Source organism: Nocardia terpenica (assembly GCF_013186535.1).
GTDB lineage: Bacteria > Actinomycetota > Actinomycetes > Mycobacteriales > Mycobacteriaceae > Nocardia > Nocardia terpenica.
Map to the genome: position 1 here is coordinate 842,172 of NZ_JABMCZ010000002.1, position 18,032 is coordinate 860,203.

Annotated in this window: 15 protein-coding genes and 1 tRNA gene; 10 read left to right on the forward strand and 6 right to left on the reverse strand. The window is 70.6% G+C overall.

The window, feature by feature from the left end:
- Window positions 1–60: 60 nt before the first annotated feature.
- The 3 genes from HPY32_RS15350 to sp36 are packed head-to-tail and all read right to left on the reverse strand — an operon-like array spanning window position 61 to window position 1,526.
- Window positions 61–852, reverse strand: coding sequence for an MBL fold metallo-hydrolase (locus HPY32_RS15350; RefSeq protein WP_067580449.1), 792 nt, complete (start codon window positions 850–852; stop codon window positions 61–63).
- A 42-nt stretch (window positions 853–894) separates the two neighbouring features.
- Complete coding sequence (locus HPY32_RS15355) at window positions 895–1,362, reverse strand: RidA family protein (protein ID WP_067580448.1); 468 nt, start codon at window positions 1,360–1,362, stop codon at window positions 895–897.
- On the reverse strand, window positions 1,362–1,526 hold the full coding sequence (sp36, locus tag HPY32_RS15360; protein ID WP_156674076.1) for a Sp36 family protein: 165 nt from the start codon (window positions 1,524–1,526) through the stop codon (window positions 1,362–1,364). Before sp36 ends, HPY32_RS15355 begins: the two co-directional genes overlap by 1 nt.
- A gap of 105 nt (window positions 1,527–1,631) precedes the next feature.
- On the opposite strand from sp36, the gene bagA reads away from it, so the two are divergent.
- Complete coding sequence (gene bagA, locus HPY32_RS15365; protein WP_067580446.1) at window positions 1,632–2,651, forward strand: ATPase BagA; 1,020 nt, start codon at window positions 1,632–1,634, stop codon at window positions 2,649–2,651.
- Entirely contained in the window at window positions 2,651–3,784 is a 1,134-nt protein-coding gene (bagB, locus tag HPY32_RS15370) for an ATPase BagB (protein ID WP_067580444.1), read from the forward strand. The genes bagA and bagB overlap by 1 nt, the downstream gene beginning before the upstream one ends.
- Before the next feature lie 96 nt (window positions 3,785–3,880).
- Here the strand turns inward: bagB and HPY32_RS15375 are convergent, their stop codons facing one another.
- A complete protein-coding gene (locus tag HPY32_RS15375) occupies window positions 3,881–4,204 on the reverse strand; it encodes a WhiB family transcriptional regulator (RefSeq protein WP_024800988.1) in 324 nt (107 codons plus the stop codon).
- A gap of 334 nt (window positions 4,205–4,538) precedes the next feature.
- Here HPY32_RS15375 and HPY32_RS15380 point away from each other — a divergent pair, with 334 nt between their 5' ends.
- Entirely contained in the window at window positions 4,539–6,908 is a 2,370-nt protein-coding gene (locus HPY32_RS15380; protein ID WP_067580441.1) for a penicillin-binding protein, read from the forward strand.
- Window positions 6,909–6,920: 12 nt separating this feature from the next.
- Here the strand turns inward: HPY32_RS15380 and HPY32_RS15385 are convergent, their stop codons facing one another.
- The gene (locus HPY32_RS15385; RefSeq protein WP_067580438.1) at window positions 6,921–7,385 is read right to left on the reverse strand and encodes a GatB/YqeY domain-containing protein; all 465 of its coding nucleotides are present in this window, start codon (window positions 7,383–7,385) and stop codon (window positions 6,921–6,923) included.
- Between the two features lie 116 nt (window positions 7,386–7,501).
- On the opposite strand from HPY32_RS15385, the gene HPY32_RS15390 reads away from it, so the two are divergent.
- The 3 genes from HPY32_RS15390 (at window position 7,502) to HPY32_RS15400 (ending at window position 9,884) form a co-directional block, all read left to right on the forward strand.
- Window positions 7,502–8,464 carry a metallophosphoesterase gene (locus HPY32_RS15390; RefSeq protein ID WP_067580435.1) on the forward strand — a complete coding sequence of 321 codons (963 nt, stop codon included), beginning with the start codon at window positions 7,502–7,504 and terminating at the stop codon, window positions 8,462–8,464.
- Between the two features lie 31 nt (window positions 8,465–8,495).
- Window positions 8,496–9,755, forward strand: a complete 1,260-nt coding sequence (locus HPY32_RS15395) for a DUF8017 domain-containing protein (RefSeq protein ID WP_067580433.1) — start codon at window positions 8,496–8,498, stop codon at window positions 9,753–9,755.
- 55 nt (window positions 9,756–9,810) lie between these two features.
- Window positions 9,811–9,884, forward strand: a tRNA-Pro gene (locus HPY32_RS15400).
- A 150-nt stretch (window positions 9,885–10,034) separates the two neighbouring features.
- Here the strand turns inward: HPY32_RS15400 and HPY32_RS15405 are convergent.
- Window positions 10,035–10,793, reverse strand: a complete 759-nt coding sequence (locus HPY32_RS15405; RefSeq protein WP_197696364.1) for a BPL-N domain-containing protein — start codon at window positions 10,791–10,793, stop codon at window positions 10,035–10,037.
- A gap of 419 nt (window positions 10,794–11,212) precedes the next feature.
- On the opposite strand from HPY32_RS15405, the gene HPY32_RS15410 reads away from it, so the two are divergent.
- The 4 genes from HPY32_RS15410 to HPY32_RS15425 are packed head-to-tail and all read left to right on the forward strand — an operon-like array spanning window position 11,213 to window position 18,020.
- Window positions 11,213–15,250 (forward strand): Pls/PosA family non-ribosomal peptide synthetase, encoded by a 4,038-nt coding sequence (locus tag HPY32_RS15410; protein ID WP_231951393.1) that lies wholly within the window; start codon window positions 11,213–11,215, stop codon window positions 15,248–15,250.
- 24 nt (window positions 15,251–15,274) lie between these two features.
- Window positions 15,275–15,988 (forward strand): BPL-N domain-containing protein, encoded by a 714-nt coding sequence (locus tag HPY32_RS15415; RefSeq protein WP_067580431.1) that lies wholly within the window; start codon window positions 15,275–15,277, stop codon window positions 15,986–15,988.
- Entirely contained in the window at window positions 15,985–17,241 is a 1,257-nt protein-coding gene (locus HPY32_RS15420) for a heparan-alpha-glucosaminide N-acetyltransferase domain-containing protein (protein ID WP_067580429.1), read from the forward strand. Before HPY32_RS15415 ends, HPY32_RS15420 begins: the two co-directional genes overlap by 4 nt.
- The gene (locus tag HPY32_RS15425) at window positions 17,238–18,020 is read left to right on the forward strand and encodes a BPL-N domain-containing protein (RefSeq protein WP_082870773.1); all 783 of its coding nucleotides are present in this window, start codon (window positions 17,238–17,240) and stop codon (window positions 18,018–18,020) included. Before HPY32_RS15420 ends, HPY32_RS15425 begins: the two co-directional genes overlap by 4 nt.
- Window positions 18,021–18,032 lie beyond the last annotated feature (12 nt).

Consider the following 18,032-nt stretch of genomic DNA (forward strand, 5'->3'; position numbering starts at 1 on the left):
CCGGGCATCCGGCGCGGCCTTTCTCCCTTCCGGGAGGGGCGCGGCCGGGTCGGGTGTGCCTCAGCCCCTGGCGCGGAGATAGGCCAGCTGTGCCTTGACCGAGCTGCGCGCGGCCGGCCACAGGCGCTTGTCCACATCGGCGTAGACCCGCGCGACGATCTGCAGCGGCCGCGCATCGGGGCCGAGCTCCCGCAGCGCCGCCCGCACCTGGTCGAGCCGTTCTCGCCGGTGCCGGATGTAGTACGCGATCACCGGCTCGGCCTCCGGATGATCGGGCCCGTGCGCGGGCAGCAGCGCCCGGCCGGGCGCCACCGCGGCCAGCCGATCCAGCGAGTCGAGATAGTCGCCGAGCGCGCCGTCGCGCGATTCCAGCACCGTGGTCCCGCTGCCGAGCACCGTGTCACCGGTCAGCACGGCGTCGTCGAGCACGAAACTCACCGAATCCTCGGTATGGCCCGGCGTCGCGAGCACCGCGATCCGCAGTCCGGCCGCCTCGATCACCTCGCCGTCCGCCAGCGGCGCGTCCGAACCCCGCAGATAGCGCGGGTCCTGTGCGCGCACCTCGGTACCGGTCAGCCGCACCAGCCGGTCGATGCCGCCGGTGTGATCGTGATGGTGATGGGTGATCAGCGTCAGCGCGATGTCTCCCCCGGTCTCCCGGGCGATGGCCGCGCTGTGGTCGCGGTCCTTGGGCCCCGGATCGACCACGACGCAGTCGGATCGGCCCGGGGCACGCAGGATCCACGTATTGGTGCCCTGCAGGGTCATCTGGTTCGGATTGTTCGCCAGCAGCACCGATGCCGTCGGAGTCACCGGACGCAACCGCCCGTATGCGGGATGGGTGAGGGTCATGGTGGTCCTAACGCCCTGCGCTGCAACGAACTTCCGGACTTTCTACCGCACCTCGGCGATCAGCTCCACCTCGACGGGGGTGTTCTTGGGAAGTTCGAAGACGCCGACCGCGGAGCGCGCGTGCACGCCCGCCTCGCCGAGCACCTCGCCCAGGAACTCCGAGGCGCCGTTGATCACCAGCGGCTGGTCGTTGAATCCGGGCGCCGACGCCACGAATCCGACGACCTTCACGATCCGCACCACCTGGTCCAGCCCGACCAGGGCGTCCACCGCCGCCAGCGCGTTGAGCGCGCACAGCTTGGCGGCCTCGCGGGCCTGCTCCAGGCTCACCTCGGCGCCGACCTTGCCGGTGGCGGACAGCTCACCGTTGACGAACGGCAGCTGGCCGGAGGTGTAGACGAACGAGCCGCTACGCACGGCCGGAACGTACGCGCCCGCCGGGGCGGCCACCGGCGGCAGCTCCAGGCCCAGCCGCTCCAGGTTCTTACGCCACAGGGTCGAGTCGGTCATCAGTGCTTCTCCCGCTTCAGATAGGCGACGTGCTGTTCACCGGTCGGCCCCGGCAGCACGGTGACCAGTTCCCACCCGTCGGCGCCCCACTGGTCGAGGATCTGCTTGGTGGCATGGGTCAGCAGCGGCACCGTCGCGTACTCCCACAGCGTCACATCACTCATGTCGCTGAGCGTATATCCCCTGTGGTGTACCAGACAGTCGGCGGATCCTCTGGCCCGGATTTCGGCGCGGGCTATAGGCTCGCGCACGTGGGAGTACCGACAGCAGTGCCCGTTTCGGAGCAGCCGGGGCTGAAGCGAGGGTGGCCGGAACGGGCGGACCGGGCACGCCTGCACTACGTCTCCGGGAAGGGCGGGACCGGAAAGTCCACGGTCGCCGCCTCTTTGGCCCTCGCACTGGCGGCCGGTGGCCGCCGGGTGCTGCTGGTCGAGGTGGAGGGGCGGCAGTCCATCGCGCAACTGTTCGACCTGCCGCCGCTGCCGCCCACCGAAACCAAGATCGCGACCGCCGACGGCGGCGGTGAGGTGATGGCGCTGGCGCTCGACATCGAGCACGCCTTCCTGGAATACCTCGACATGTTCTACAACCTCGGCTTCGCCGGGCGGGCCATGCGGCGGATGGGCGCCATCGAATTCGTCACCACGATCGCGCCGGGCCTGCGGGATGTCATCCTCACCGGCAAGATCAAGGAATGCGTTGTGCGCGTGGACAAGTCGGGTAAGCAGGTGTACGACGAGATCGTCGTGGACGCGCCGCCGACCGGCCGCATCGCCGGATTCCTCGATGTCACCAAGGCCATGGCCGAGGTCGCCAAGGGCGGCCCGATCGCCTCGCAGGCCGAGGGCGTCTCGGCGCTGCTGCACTCCGACCAGACGGTCGTGCACCTGGTGACGCTGCTGGAGGCGCTGCCGGTGCAGGAGACCGCCGACGCGGTCGCCGAGCTGACCGAGGCCGACTTCCGAATCGGCACCGTGATCGTGAACCGGGCCGCCGAGGGCTACCTGCCCGCCGAGTTACGCGCCCGCGCGGCCACCGGCGACGTGGACGCCGACGCCCTGCGCGCGGGACTGCGGGCCGCGGGAATCACCCTGTCCGACGACGACTTCCAGGGCCTGGTGCAGGAGACCGTGGAGCATTCGGCGACCCTGCAGGCCCAGGACGACAGCTCCGCCGAGCTGGCCAGGGTCGACATCAGCCGCCTGTATCTGCCCGCCCTACCCGACGGCATGGACCTGGGCGGACTGTACGAGCTGGCCGAACACCTGAGCGCGCAGGGAGTCCGCTGATGACCACCCCCCTCGACATCGCGTCGATCATCGCCGATCCGGCCGCCCGGGTCGTGGTCTGCTGCGGCTCCGGGGGCGTCGGCAAGACCACGACGGCCGCGGCCATCGCGCTGCGCGCCGCCGAGCAGGGCCGAAAGGTGGTGGTGCTGACCATCGATCCGGCGCGCCGGCTGGCCCAGTCACTGGGCGTGAGCGATCTCGGAAACGCCCCGCAGCGCGTGCCGCTCGGGCCCGAGGCGAAGGGCGAACTGCACGCGATGATGCTCAACATGCGGCGCACCTTCGACGAGATGGTGCTCGAGCACACCACCCCGGAGAAGGCCGAGCAGATCTTCGCCAACCCCTTCTACCAGACCGTGGCCTCCTCCTTCGGCGGGACGCAGGAGTACATGGCGATGGAGAAGCTGGGCCAGCTGGTGTCCCGGCGGGAGTGGGACCTGATCGTGGTGGACACCCCGCCCTCGCGCAACGCGCTGGACTTCCTGGACGCCCCCCAGCGGCTCGGAAACTTCCTCAACGGCCGCATGATTCGCGTGATCATGGCCCCGGGGCGCGGGGTGGGCAAGTTCGTCACCGGCGCGATGAGCCTGGCGGTGCGCGGCGTGTCGACGGTGGTGGGCGGCCAGATGCTCAAGGACGCGTCGCTGTTTCTGCAGTCGCTGGAGTCGATGTTCGGCGGCTTCCAGGACCGCGCGGACCGCACCTACGCCCTGCTGTCCCGGCCGGGCACGCACTTTCTGGTGGTGGCCGCGGCCGAACCCGATGCGCTGCGCGAGGCGTCGTTCTTCGTCGACCGGCTGTCCACCGATCGCATGCCGCTGGCCGGGCTGGTGCTCAATCGCACGCACCCGGCGCTGTGCTCGCTGTCGCCGGAGACCGCGCTGGCGACCGCCGACCGGCTCGCCGCCGAATCGGCCGCGGCGGACGGCGATCCGGCCGCGCTGGCCGCGGATGTGCTGCGCATCCACGCCCACCGCGCGACGACCGCGAAGCGGGAACAGCATCTGCTGCACCGCTTCACCGGCGCACACCCGCGGGTGCCGATGGTCGCGGTGACCGCTCTGCCGTTCGAGGTCTCGGATCTGGAGGCGCTGCGCGCGGTCGGCGCTCAGCTGATCGGCGAGCCCGCCTGATCGGCGGACTTCCGAGGGTGGGGGCGGGATCCGAGTCCGGGAACGAAGAGAAAGGTCCGAGCCCGCACACGAGCCCGGACCGGTACCGCACTCGGGTTACATCGCGACCTTCTGCTGGCGCTGGGCACGGAAGAATTCGGCCCAGGACGTCACCTCGGGATGCTGCTTGAGCAGCGCGCGCCGCTGCCGCTCGGTCATCCCACCCCACACACCGAACTCGACACGATTGTCGAGGGCGTCGGCACCGCACTCCATGAGCACCGGGCAGTGCCGACAGATCGTCGCGGCCTTGCGCTGCGCCGCGCCGCGGACGAACAACTGATCGGGATCCACTTCCTTGCATCGGGCCTGGGAAACCCAGGCGATTCTCGCTTCGGCCTGCTCCACGTCCAATCGAGCGATGGGGGTAGTCATGTGCATTTGGTGTGCCCCTTTGCAGTCCGAACACCGGGTCAACGGCGCTCCAGAATCGCGCGCAGTTCGCAGCAACCCAACCCCGCTGCGAACTGCACCACATTCCACTTTGAGTGTTAGCTCTATCACACTGGGTTCTCAATCTAGGTAAAGGTATGGGGGCAGCGCAAGACCGTCCCCGGAATTTCTGGTACGCCCGTCCCTGCAAAATCAACAGCGAACCGGGCAGTCGGAATCAATAGGGCGACACGCCCGGGACGGCACGCCCGGAACAGGCACGGAACCGGCCGCCGCGACCGCGCCCCGACCGAGACGAAGACGGGCCTTTAGGCTTGGGAACGTGCCGATCTCACAAACGCTCGCGAGGCTGGCCGGTGCGTGCGTCCTGGCGGCCGTGCTCATCGCCGGGCTGCTCTTCCCGATCGCCGGCGGCTTCGGGTACGTCTCCAACCGGGCCGCCGACGCCGTCGACAATGTCTCCGCGGAACTGGTGGAGGGCACCGTGCCCGCGGTGTCGACGATGGTCGACGCCACCGGCGCTCCGATCGCCTGGCTGTACGAGCAGCGACGGTTCGAGGTGCCCAGCGACAAGATCTCCAACGATATGAAGCTGGCGATCGTGTCCATCGAGGACAAGCGCTTCGCCGAGCACGGCGGCGTCGACTGGCAGGGCACCTTCCGCGCGTTCCTGCGCAATACCTCCAGTGGCGCTGTGCAGCAGGGCGGTTCGACCATCGACCAGCAGTACGTGAAGAACTTCCAACTGCTGGTGGTGGCCAAGACCGACGCCGAACGCCGGGCCGCGATCGAGACCACCCCGGCCCGCAAGCTGCGTGAGATCCGGATGGCGCTGACCCTGGAGAAGGAGCTCACCAAGGACGAGATCCTCACCCGGTACCTGAATCTGGTGCCGTTCGGCAACGGCTCCTACGGCATCCAGGACGCCGCGCAGACCTACTTCGGCGTGGACGCCAAGGATCTGTCCGTCCCGCAGGCCGCGATGCTGGCCGGCATGGTGCAGTCCAGCTCCAAGCTGAACCCCTACACCAACCCGCAGGGCGTGCTGGAGCGCCGGAACACCGTGCTGGACACCATGATCCAGAACATCCCGGGCCGCGCCGAGGAGTTCCGCGCCGCCAAGGAGATGCCGCTGGGCGTGCTGCCGGAGCCGAAGGAGCTGCCGCGCGGCTGCATCGCGGCCAACGATCGCGGCTTCTTCTGCGACTACGCGATGCAGTACCTGGAGAACGCGGGCATCAGCAAGGACCAGATCGACAAGGGGGGTTACCTCATCCGCACCACCCTCGACCCGGTGGTGCAGAACTCGGTCAAGGCGGCGATCGACCAGGTGACCAATCCCGGCCTCGACGACATCGCCGAGGTCATGAACATCATCGGCGCGGGCCAGGATTCGCACCCGGTGCTGGCGATGGCCTCGAGCCGCGCCTACGGCCTGGACGCGGCCGCGCATCAGACCGTGCAGCCCCAGCCGTATTCGATGGTCGGCGACGGCGCGGGCTCGATCTTCAAGATCTTCACCACCGCCGCGGCCATGGAGAAGGGGCTGGGGATCAACGCCCAGCTCGACGTGCCCTCGTTCTTCTCGGCCAAGGGCATGGGTTACAGCAATACGCCCGGCTGCCCGGCCGACTCGTACTGCGTGAAGAACGCCGGTAACTATCGCTCGCCCATGTCGGTGACCGAGGCGCTGGCGCAGTCGCCGAACACGGCCTTCGTCAAGCTCATTCAGCAGGTCGGCGTCACCCCGACCGTCGATATGGCGGTCCGGCTCGGCATGCGCTCCTACGCCGACCCGGGCACCTCCGGGCACGGCAAGCAGAGCCTGGCCGACATGGTCAAGCAGCAGAACATGGGCTCGTTCACCCTCGGCCCGTTCGCGATCAACCCGCTGGAACTGTCGAACGTGTCGGCCACGCTGGCCTCGGGCGGTAAGTGGTGCCCGCCGAACCCGATCCGGGAGGTGCTCGACCGCAACGGCAAGTCGGTGCCGCTCACCCAGCAGGCGTGCGAACAGGTCATCGAGCCCGGCCTGGCCAACACCCTGGCCAATGCCCTGAGCCACGACCCGATCGACGGCACCGCGGCCGGTTCGGCGCGGGCGGTCGGCTGGACCGCGCCGATGTCGGCGAAGACCGGTACCACCGAGACCAACCGGTCCTCGGCCTTCCTCGGTTTCACCAATTCGCTGGCCGGGTCGGCCTACATCTACGGCGACTCCCCCACGCCGGACGCGATCTGCTCGTTCCCGCTGCGAAACTGCGCGGACGGCAACCTGTTCGGTGGTAACGAACCGGCCCGCAGCTGGTTCGCCGGGATCAAACCGGTGCTCGACCACTTCCCGCCGCCCGCGCTGCCGCCGCTGGACGACAAGTACGTGCGCGGCTCGAACGACTCGCAGATCCCGGACGTGACCGGGATGACCGAGGCCGAGGCCCGCTCCGCCCTGACCGGCGCCGGGTTCCAGGTGACGATGGTGACGGTGGCCGGGTCGGCGGCCAAGGGCACCGTGCTCGGCACCACGCCCAACGGGTCGGCCATCCCGGGCTCGGTGATCACGGTCAATGTCAGCGACGGCACCCAGCGCGAGGCGCCGCCACCGGGACCGCCCGCGCTGCCGCCGGGCCTGCCGCCGCTGCCCCCGCCGCCGCGCCTGCCCCCGATCCCCATCCCGATTCCGATACCGCGATAGCGTTTTCGGGCGCTAGAGCCGGGCCTTGACCGCCGCGGAGACGCGCGAGCCGTCGGCGCGACCGGCGGCCAGCGCGGTGGCGATCTTCATGACCTGCCCCATCTGCCGCATGCCGGGTCGCTCGCCGAGGTCCTGGGCGACCTGCGCGATGGCGGTGTCGGCGAGATCGGCGACCTCGGCGTCGGTCAGCGGGGTCGGCAGGTACTCGTCGATGATCTCCTCCTCGGCCCGCTCGTTGGCGGCGAGTTCACCGCGCCCGGCCTGCTCGAAGACCACGGCCGCCTCGTTGCGCTTCTTGGCCTCCTTGCCGAGCACGGCGATCACGTCGGCGTCGCTGAGTTCGCGCGCCTGCGGTCCGGCGACCTCCGCGGTCTGGACGGCGGCCAGCAGCATGCGCAGGGTGTTGGTGCGCAGGGCGTCCTTGGCCTTCATCGCGGCGGTGAGATCGGCGCGCAGCTTCGATTTGAGTTCCGACATGCGCCAAACGGTAGCCGGTCCGATTCGCTGCGCTCACCCCATTTGCCCCGCATTCGGTTGTGTCCTGTGCCCAATAGCACTCGGCGGTCGTCACACCCGTCGCCTATCCTGAGCGAATGCCCGTACTCTCGTCCCCCGTTCTCCGACGAGCCGCGCTGGGCGCCGCCGGGGCCGCAGCCGCCGGAATCGGCTACGCCTCGTTGATCGAACGCAATGCCTTCGTTCTGCGCGAGGCCACGCTGCCGGTGCTGCAACCGGGTTCGGCGAGCCTGCGCGTGCTGCACCTCAGCGATCTGCACATGACGCCCGGCCAGCGGCGCAAGCAGGACTGGGTGCGGGAGCTGGAGCGGCTGGAACCGGACCTGGTGATCAACACCGGCGACAATCTCGCCCATCCGCGGGCGGTGCCCGCGGTGGTGCAGTCGCTGTCCGGACTGCTGTCGCGGCCCGGCCTTTTCGTGTTCGGCAGCAACGACTATTTCGGGCCGGTGCCGAAGAATCCGCTGAAGTACTTCAAGAAGAACCACAAGCGCGTCTACGGCGCGCCGCTGCCGTGGCAGGATCTGCGCGCGGCGTTCACCGAGCGCGGCTGGCAGGACCTCACGCACGTGCGCCGCGACCTCGAGGTGGGCGGCATCAAGATCTCCGCCGCGGGGGTCGACGATCCGCACCTGCGCCGCGACCGGTACGACACCATCGCCGGGGCCCCGAATCCGTTGGCGGACTTGAGCGTCGGGCTCACCCACTCGCCGGAGCCGCGAGTGCTGGACCGGTTCGCCACCGACGGATACGACCTGGTGCTGGCCGGGCACACGCACGGCGGGCAGCTGTGCCTGCCGGGCTTCGGCGCGCTGGTCACCAACTGTGGCATCGACCGCTCCCGGGTCAAGGGCGCGTCGCGCTGGGGTGCGCACACCCGGTTGCACGTGTCGGCGGGCCTGGGCACCTCGCCGTGGGCGCCGTACCGTTTCTGCTGCCGCCCGGAGGCGACCTTGCTCACCCTGGTGGCGGCCCCGCCGCGCCGGCCGCTGTCCGAACGCGGCCACGGGTTTTCGGAGTCGGAGGCGATCGCGCGCTGACGGCGCGCTCGAGCGAAACGGCAGGTAGAGGGTGACCACACCCGAAGACGAGACGGCCGCGACCGAGAAGATCCGGCGCGAGCCACCGCGACCGTCGAGCGGGCCGCGGCCCGGCGAGTTCGGCCCGGCCGACGGCGCCGCGCCGACCGAGGCCATCCGGCGGGTCGCCCCGCAGCAGGGCGCGGTCCAACCGACCTCCCCGATGGACACCAACCGCACCGAGATGTTCCAGCGCGCCGTGAACCGGTCGCGCGACGCCGCCACGGTGGAGCTAGGCACCTTATCCAATTCCGGACCCACGCAACAGTTTTCGAGCAATCCCGCCGCGCGTGCGGCGAATCCCCCTGCGCCCCGGCCGGTTCCGCCGCGGCAACCGGAGCAGACGTGGCAGCTCGGCGCCACCTCGGAACAGACCGCGCCCCAGTCGAATTCGCCGCGGCGGCCGGACGGATCGCAGTATCCGGCCACGGCCACCTATCGGATCCCCGCGCCCGACGCCCCGCCCGAACCGGCCGCGGGCGGCGGGCGCACCCGCTGGATTCTCATCGGGACCGGCCTCGCGGTCGTCGTGGCCGTCGCCACCGCGGGCGCGGTCGTCGCGCTGGGCAGGCACTCCGGCGGCGCCACGTCCCCGCAGGCGGCCGCGCCGTCCATGGTGAGCGCGCTCACCACCGCCCGCAGCGCCCCGCCGTCGGGACGGTCCGCGCCGACGCCCAATCGCCCCGCCACGCCGGTTCCGGCCCCCAATCCGGCCACCATGACACCGTTGATCCCCGGGTATCAGGTGGTCATGGTCCCCGATCGTGGCGCGGCGTACGACATTCCGAAGGACTGGACGATCGATCCGGTCGGCACCGCGCTGTGGGGCAATCCGCCCGACACCGTGGATCTGGCCGGGCTGGCGACCGACGGCAAGAACTACTGCCCGACCTACACCCGCACCCACGCCTTCCTCACCATGTCCCCGCAGGCGGACCCGGCGGCCGCGGCCACCGACGTGGGCCAGCGCATGGCGCGGGCGGGCTGGTCCGTCGCGGGAACCCCGGGCAAGGCCGAGCAGGTGATGTCCCTGGACGGTCAGCTGCACGGCGCGTTCGTGGAGACCACCGGCAGCGCCCCGCCGCCCGCGCCCAGCTGCGCCTCGACCTTCTCGGTCTACACCTTCGCCTTCGCGAGCGAGAACGGGAACTTCGTGATGACCATCGCCGCCGACACCGGCGTGCCCAAGGCCGTCGACAAGGCGACCGCGAAGAAGATCCTCGCCAGCATCCGCCCGCTCCCGGACCGATGACCAGCCGATTTAACTCCTGAAGCTCCCCTGTTGTAAGCTGCTACAGGCTCAACCACGGGGTGTGGCGCAGCTTGGTAGCGCGCCTCGTTCGGGACGAGGAGGTCGCAGGTTCAAATCCTGTCACCCCGACTCGTGTGTGGAGACACGACACCGCTCCTGGCCTGTCCACAAGGCCGGGGGCGGTTTTTCGTTTCCGGCCGCCGCCGCGAAACGCCTTGCGCGGGTACCGGTAAACCGGTACCGAATGCCAGGTATTCGCGGACGCACCCGAATTGGCGGTCAGGGCAGACCGAACAGCGCCGTGTCGAGCAGATCGCGTCCCGTGCCGATGTGCACGGCATCGGTATCGTCCAGATTCGCGGCGGTGAACCAGCCCGCGGTCGCCTCCGGGTGCGGCCCGGACACCCCGACGCGGCCGCGACCGTATCGGCACACCAGCGCCGCGGGCGATCCGTCGTCGTAGGTCGCCAGCACCGAGACCCGGTCGGGCGCGACCCGGAAGCCCGGACCGTCCTGGAAGAACATTCGCATCGGCCGACCCCGCCAGCGCACCGAGATCACCGCGTCCTCCGGGGTGTCGGCCTCGGCGTCCGGGGAGTCGATGTAGCGGTAGGTGTCCCCGGGCAGCAGGTCGAAACCCGGTGTGGCACCGGCCAGATAGCCGCCCAGGCAGAAGCCGAGATAGTGGCCGCCACCATCGACGAAGCCGCGGATGTCGTCGGCGTGGTCGGCCATGATGCCCCACGCGTGCGCGAGGGTGCCGCCGCCGGGTTGCGCGTACACCACCGCGCCCGCGAGGGTTCCGGCGTCCAGCCGCCGCGGCTCGTCCGGCCCGACGAACTCCACCCGCAGCGGCAGCCCGCTGCCCGACAGCAGCGCGGCCACGGCATTGCTGCTGCGGCGGTACGCCGCCGGACCGCGGTACACCAGCGCCAGTGGGCGCGGGTCGAATCCGTCGGCCAGCGCGCCGCCGCGCGCCAGCAGGGGCAGTAGACCGGCCAGGATCGAACCGCCCAGCACGCTGCGGCGTCGGATCATCGTGTCTCCTCGGGTAGGGGACGACTAGGGGTATCGGGCAATTTGCTGGTTCCTTGCCCGCCCGCTTTCGACTGTCGCGGTTGTGTATCGCACTACGTCCCACACCTTAGTGGTCGCTCGCAAAATCGATTTTGAATAGGCATCGAAGTCTTGGTGACGGCCCTTCCGCGGGGAAATGTCCATCCCTCGAACATCTCCTCCCACAGCTAGCTCGCAGCGAAGGGGTAATGCTAGCTTCGTTACCGAAACATCACATGAATGTGAAAGCTTCTGTAACATAACGATTTTCGTGGCGGATCTGCGACGGCGCAGGGTAATCCACAGGCATTTCACAGACATTCGAGAATACCCGCTTCGGCGTATGAGCCGAGCCGGGCAAACGCGTCCTGTGCGGGTTCCGATCTCGAGGGAGGGCTCTGGTGACTGGCGACGAGAGGGCGACCGGTCCGGGAAATTCGGCGGTTGCCACGGCCGACCGCGGTGCCGACCGGTCGGCGCGGCGGATGCATCGACTGTTCGAAAACAGCTGCGACGCAACGCCCGACGCGATCGCGGTGATCTGGGAAGGGACACGGTACACCTATCGCGATCTCGAGGCACGCGCCAATCGGCTGGCGTGGCACCTGCACTCGCTCGGCGTCGGCGAGGGCACCCGGGTGGGGATCCTGCTGCCGCGCTCGCTGCACACCTACGTCGCGCTGCTGGCGATCGGGAAGGCGAGCGCCACGTTCGTGCCGATCGATCCGGGCGCCCCGCCGGACCGGGTGGCCTACATCGTGTCCGACGCCGGGGTGGACGCGCTCGTCACCTCGACCGAATTCGACCATGCCGTAGAGGATCTGGCGTGCCGGGCGATCCGGGTCGATACCGATGCCGCGGCCGTCGACGCCGCCCCGGACATCCGGCCGGAGCCGTGCGGCGACGCCGCCGACCCGATCGCCTACGTCATGTACACCTCGGGTTCCAGCGGCCGCCCCAAGGGCGTGATGATCGCGCAGTCCAGCATCTGCAACTTCCTGTCCGTGGTACCCGAGGTATACGACGTGCGCCCGGGCGACCACGTCTATCAGGGCATGACCATCTCCTTCGACTTCTCCATCGAGGAGATCTGGCCGACCTGGGCGCGCGGCGCCACTCTCGTTGTGGGACCGACGGATTCGCGCCGCCTGGGCGGCGAGCTCGCCGACTTCCTGGAGTCCAACGGGGTGACGGTGCTGTACTGCGTGCCCACCCTGCTGGCCACGCTCCCGCGCGAATTACCGGGATTACGAAGCATTCTCGTCGGCGGCGAGGCGTGCCCCGGGCAGCTGGTCGAGCGGTGGTCCAGGCCCGGCCGGCGCATCCTGAACACCTACGGCCCTACCGAGGCCACCGTCACCGCGACCGTCGCCGAGCTGCTGCCGGGCCGCCCGGTCACGATCGGCAAACCCCTGCCCACCTATTCGGTGGTGTTACTGGACGAGGACCGCGAGCCGGTCCCCGACGGCGAGGTGGGCGAGATCTGCATCGGCGGACCGGGTGTCGCGCTCGGCTATGTGGGCCGCCCCGACCTGACGGCCGACCGCTTCCTGGACCATCCCGCCGTGCCGGACGGAAAGCTCTATCGCACCGGCGATCTGGGCCGCATCGACGCCGCGGGCGAGATCGAGTACCTGGGGCGCGCCGACGCCGAGGTGAAGATCCGCGGGCACCGGATCGATCTGGGCGAGATCGAATCGGTGCTGATGGAGGACCCGGAGGTCACCGAGTCGGTGGTTTCCACCACGCCGGGGACGGGTGCGGACGGCGGCCCGGAGCTGGCGGCCTATGTCGTGCTCGCCGATGCGGCCGCGGCCGGTGAGGGGCTGCGGGCGCGTCTGCACGAGCGCATGCGAGATCGGTTGCCCGCCTACATGGTCGCCTCCTACGTGGAGGTGCTCGACGCGCTGCCGACCATGCCGTCGGGCAAGGTCGACCGCAAGAGGCTGCCCGCGCCGACCGGGCACCGCTTCGTCGGCGCGGGTCCGGTGATCGCGCCCGCGGGTCCGGCCGAGGAACGCATCCGCGACGTATGGGCCGAGGTGCTGGGCCTGCCCGCCGACGCGGTCTCGGTGACCGCCGACTTCTTCACCGATCTGGGCGGTCACTCGCTGCTGGCCGCGCGGGTGGTGTCGCAGCTGCGGAGCACCGGGGCCGCACCGCAGGCCGCGCTGCGCGATCTGTACCGGCATCCGAGCGTGCGGGAGCTGGCGGCCACCGTGCCCGCGCCCGTCGCCGCGCCGGAGACCGCCGCACCGGCGGCGGAACCGTTGCGGCACAGCAGTTTCGCCGTCGCGCGCGGCGGGGCGGCGCAGGCCGTCGCGCTGTATCTGCTGATGTTCGTGATCACCCTGCCGGTGGTCTGGGTCTACACCGTCAACGACGGCCACGTGTCGTTCGAGGTGCTCGCCCAGCTGCTGGCCGCGCTGCTCGTCGCCTACCTGAACGTGCGCTGGGTGGTGCCGGTGCTGCTGGGCCGCCTGCTGGTGCTCGGCATCCGGCCGGGCCGGTATCCATTGTGGGGCGCGACCTATCTGCGCATCTGGGCGCTGCACCTGCTGCTCAGCGTGGGCCCGCTGCCGGTGCTGTCCGGCTCGCCGCTGGCGTCGGTGTACCTGCGGCTGCTCGGCGCGAAGATCGGCCGCGGCGCGCACATCGCCACCGGCACGGTGAGCCTGCCCACCATGCTCCGCATCGGCCCCGGCGCGGCCGTCGGCTACGGCGTGACCATGCTGCCGTGGCGGGTGCAGGACGGCTGGGTGATCGTCGCGCCGATCTCGGTGGGCGCGGACGCCTTCGTGGGCGCGCACGCGGTGCTCGATCCCGGGGCCACGGTGGCGGACGGGGCCGCCCTCGGCGAGCAGTCCGCGCTGTCGGACGGGGAGACCGTGCCGACCGGCGGCCGCTGGTCCGGATCGCCCGCCGAACCGGTCGACCGGCTCTCGGACAACGCCGAGACCGTGCTGGCCCTCGCGCCCGACCGCACGCCGTGGACGCTGTCGCAGCTGGCCGTCATCGGCTTCGCCACCTTCGTGCTCGAGGTCGCGGCCATCCTGATGGTCGTCCCGGCCACCGCCTTCGTCTGGTGGGCGCTGCTGCGCTTCGACATCCTCGCGGGCCTGGCCGCCACCCTGCTGGCCGGGCCGATCTTCGTGCTGACCGTGTGCGCGGTGGTCGCGGCCGGAAAGCTGCTGATCCTGCCCGGCCTGCCCATCGGCATCCATCCGGCCCACTCCGGGCTGGGCATCCGGAAGTGGGTGGCGGACAAGCTGTTCGAGTACAGCCTGGAGTTCACCAACTCGCTCTACGCCACCCTCTACACGGTCCCGTGGCTGCGCCTGCTGGGCGCGCGGATCGGCCGGGGCTCGGAGGTGTCGACCGCGGCCCATCTGGACCCGGATCTGCTCGAGCTCGGCGAGGGCACGTTCATCGCCGACATGGCCAGCGTGGGCGCGGCCACCTTCGGGCACGGCCGGATCATGTTCGCGCCCACCACCGTCGGGCGCCGGTCGTTCATCGGCAATGCCGCGGTGGTGTCGGCGGGGGCGACGATCGGCGAGGGCGCGCTCGTCGGCGTCGGCACGGTGCCGCCGGAATCCGGTGTGCCGAACGGGACCTCGTGGCTGGGCTCGCCCGCCATGCACCTGCCGGTGCGCCAGGACTCCGGCGATTTCCCGGAGTCGGCGACCTACGCCCCGCAGCCGCGGCTGGTGCGGCAGCGGCTGGCCATCGAGTTCTTCCGGGCCACCCTGCCCGCGACGGTGCTCGGCTTCGGGTTCTACCTGTACCTGTGGGCGCTGTCGGGCCTGGCGCACGGCAACGACATCGGACTGCCCGCGCTGATCTCGCCGCTGGTGGCCGGGCTGGTGGCGGTCGCGATCGTGCGCTACTGCGCCGAGGTGAAGAACAGCGTCATCGGCCGCTACCGCACGCGGGTGGAGCCGCTGTGGGATCCGTTCGTGCGCAAGAGCGAATTCGTCACCGGGCTGTACGAGGCGGCGGCCGTGCCGTCCTGCCTGGCGCTGGTCACCGGCACCCCGTTCCTGCCGATGATGCTGCGCTGGTTCGGCGCTCGCATCGGGCGGCGCACCTGGATCGGCACCACCTACCTCACCGAATTCGACCTGGTGGTCATCGGCGACGACGCCGCCGTCGGGCTGGAGGTGTCGTTGCAGACCCACCTGTTCGAGGATCGGGTGATGAAGATGTCCACCGTCACGATCCGGCCCGGCGCCACCGTCGGCAACCGCGCCATCGTGCTCTACGACTCGATGGTCGGCGACGACGTGGTCCTCGACTCGCTGTCGCTGCTGATGAAGGGCGAACAGCTCACCCCGGCCACCCACTGGGGCGGCCTGCCCGCCCAGCCGCGCGCCGCACGCACCCTCGCGGCACTGGAAACCCTTTCCGGCACAGGACAACTGGTCACCGCCGGATAGACCGTTCACACCTCGGGACCGATCATGAAATTCGCTCTGCCCTGGCACGAATCAGCTCGATCCACCTCCCTGCGGCCCTCCGGGCGACCGCTCGCACTGGTCTACCGCGGCCCGGCCTCGCTGCCCGGCTGCCCGGAATCGGTGGCCGATATGCTCGCCGACAGCCCGTGGAACTTCGACATCCACTTCGTCGGCCCCGGCGAAAACCTGTCGCTGAGCGCCGAAACCCTGTCGCTGGCCGCGCTGTACGCGCAGCCCGGCGGCGGCGAGCTCGAACCCGCCTACAAGAAGCTGCGCGCGCACCGCGACGACATCCGACGCTTCGTGCACGACGGCGGCGGCTACCTCGGCTTCTGCCTGGGTGGCTATCTGGCCGGTGCCACACCGGGTTTCGATCTGCTGCCCGGCGACACCGACCGCTACATCGACACCCGTCGCGCCACCGTCCGGCACGACGAGAACGCCCTCGTGGAGGTGGACTGGCGGGGCCGCCGCCGACGGCTGTTCTTCCAGGACGGCCCGCACTTCGACATCGACACCGACAGCGGCACAACGGTTCTGGCCACCTACCCGAACCACACCATCGCCGCGGCTGTGACCGCGTTCGGCCGGGGCCGGGTCGGGGTCGTCGGCCCGCACCCGGAGGCCACCGCCGACTGGTTCACCGATTGCGGGTTGCCCGCGCTCGACGCCCGCGACCTCGCCCTGGATCTGGTGGACACGGTGATGTTCCGATGACCCTCACGCTTGCGGCGCCCGCCGCGCCGCCCGGCGAAAACCCCACGCCCGCACCGCCGTCCGCGGCCCGGCTGCGCGGCATCGATGCGGCCCGCGGCATCGCCCTGATCGGCATGATGGCCGTGCACGTGCTCCCCGACTCCACCGACGACGGCGATCCGACCTGGAGCTTCCAGCTGTTCGGTGGGCGGGCGGCGGCGCTGTTCGCGGTGCTGGCCGGGGTGTCCATCGCGCTGGTCACCGGGCGCCGCCGGGTGCGGGTCGCCGACTGGCCCGCCGCCGCGGCGAGCCTGGCGGCACGGGCCGCGGTCATCGGAATCATCGGTCTCGCACTGGGTTACACCGACGCGTCGCTGGCGGCGGTGATCCTGCCGTTCTACGCGGTGATGTTCCTGGCCTCGATTCCGCTGGTGGTGCTGCCGACCTGGGTGGTGGCGGCGACCGGCGCGGGGATCGTCGCGGGCGCGCCGGTGCTCACCCATCTGCTGCTGGATCGGCTGCCCGACCCGCTCGGCGAGAACCCCGGCTTCCACGATCTGATCACCCGCCCCGGGCAGCTGTTCACCGAGCTCACCGTGACCGGCGAATTCCCGGCGCTGCCGTGGATGGCCTACCTGTGCGCGGGCCTGGTGGTCGGGCGGCTCGCGCTCGACAGGTGGCGAACCGCGGTGGCGCTGTTGGGAATCGGGCTGGTCCTGGCGGTCGGCGCACATGTGGTCGCCTCGGTGCTGCTGGACTCCTACCACGGCGTCGACCACATCCTCGCCGCCCAGCCCGCCACCGATCGCACCCTCGACGAGACCCGGGAGCTGCTGGACTTCGGCGCGGACGGCACGGTGCCCGGCAGCACCTGGTGGTGGCTGGCGCTCGACAAGCCGCACACCGGCACGCCGCTGGACCTGCTCGCGACCATCGGGTCGGCCTACGCGGTGATCGGCGCGATGCTGCTGCTGCCGCACGCGCGCACCCCGGGATGGCGGCGGGCGGCCACCGCGCTCCAGCTGCCGCTGGCCGCGGCGGGCCGGATGACGCTCACGCTCTACACCCTGCACGTGGTGTTCATCAATTCCGATTACGACCGATACCCCGACACGCCCAGCTACCTGATCCAGGTGGCGGCGGTGCTGTTCATCGGGCTGGTCTGGACCAGCACGGCCGGGCGGGGGCCGCTGGAATCGGTGGTCGCCGCCGCGGCCCGCCGCGCCCGCGCCGCCGCGGCCCGGCATCGGCCGAGGGAGCGAATCGCATCATGATCAGCCGTCGCACCGTCCTGATCGGCGCCGCGGCCGCCGTCGCCGCGACGGCCGGGGGGATCGGGATCGCCGCCTACGAATTACAGCGTCCCGCTCCCCCGCTGGCCCTGGTCTACCGCGGGCCCGCGGCCAGTCCGGGATGCCCGGAAGCCGTTGCCGCCCTGCTGTCCTCGACCGCCACCCGGCTGCGGGTCGCGTATGTCGGTCCGCACGAGCGTCTTCCGATGACGGCCGAAACCCTCGGCCGGGCAGCGATTTTCGCTCAGCCGGGCGGCGGCGACGTGGAGCAGGCGTGGCCGCGGCTGCGCAAGCAGGCCGCGGTGGTGCGCGACTGGGTGCGCGGGGGCGGGGTGTATCTCGGCTTCTGCCTGGGCGCCTACCTGGCGGGCAAGCCCGGATACGACCTCATCGACGGCACCGCCACCCAGTACATCGGCATGCCGGAGGCCACCGTCTCCACCACCCGCGACACCACGGTCGCCGTGACCTGGCGGGGGCGGCGCAGCACGCTGTTCTTCCAGGACGGGCCGACCTTCCGGATGCGTTCGAGCACACCGTCTTTCGTGCTCGCCACCTATCCCGGCGGGGAACCGGCCGCGCTCGTCACCACCTACGGCAGGGGCCGGATCGGACTGACCGGACCGCATCCGGAGGCCGACGAATCCTGGTTCCACCCACCGAAACTGCCCTCCGACGGGGCCATCCACCCCGAGCTCGGGCACGACCTCATCGAGACCACGCTCGCCACGCCGGTGCCCGCCGCACCGCCCGCGTCCTGACGAAAGGAGCAA

Bases quoted from the DNA above. Each gene is read 5' to 3' on its own strand.
- HPY32_RS15350 (WP_067580449.1), bottom strand. From the start codon at position 852: ATGACCCTCACCCATCCCGCATACGGGCGGTTGCGTCCGGTGACTCCG.
- HPY32_RS15355 (WP_067580448.1), bottom strand. From the start codon at position 1,362: ATGACCGACTCGACCCTGTGGCGTAAGAACCTGGAGCGGCTGGGCCTG.
- sp36 (WP_156674076.1), bottom strand. From the start codon at position 1,526: ATGAGTGATGTGACGCTGTGGGAGTACGCGACGGTGCCGCTGCTGACC.
- bagB (WP_067580444.1), top strand. From the start codon at position 2,651: ATGACCACCCCCCTCGACATCGCGTCGATCATCGCCGATCCGGCCGCC.
- HPY32_RS15375 (WP_024800988.1), bottom strand. From the start codon at position 4,204: ATGCACATGACTACCCCCATCGCTCGATTGGACGTGGAGCAGGCCGAA.
- HPY32_RS15385 (WP_067580438.1), bottom strand. From the start codon at position 7,385: ATGTCGGAACTCAAATCGAAGCTGCGCGCCGATCTCACCGCCGCGATG.
- HPY32_RS15390 (WP_067580435.1), top strand. From the start codon at position 7,502: ATGCCCGTACTCTCGTCCCCCGTTCTCCGACGAGCCGCGCTGGGCGCC.
- HPY32_RS15405 (WP_197696364.1), bottom strand. From the start codon at position 10,793: ATGATCCGACGCCGCAGCGTGCTGGGCGGTTCGATCCTGGCCGGTCTA.
- HPY32_RS15415 (WP_067580431.1), top strand. From the start codon at position 15,275: ATGAAATTCGCTCTGCCCTGGCACGAATCAGCTCGATCCACCTCCCTG.
- HPY32_RS15420 (WP_067580429.1), top strand. From the start codon at position 15,985: ATGACCCTCACGCTTGCGGCGCCCGCCGCGCCGCCCGGCGAAAACCCC.
- HPY32_RS15425 (WP_082870773.1), top strand. From the start codon at position 17,238: ATGATCAGCCGTCGCACCGTCCTGATCGGCGCCGCGGCCGCCGTCGCC.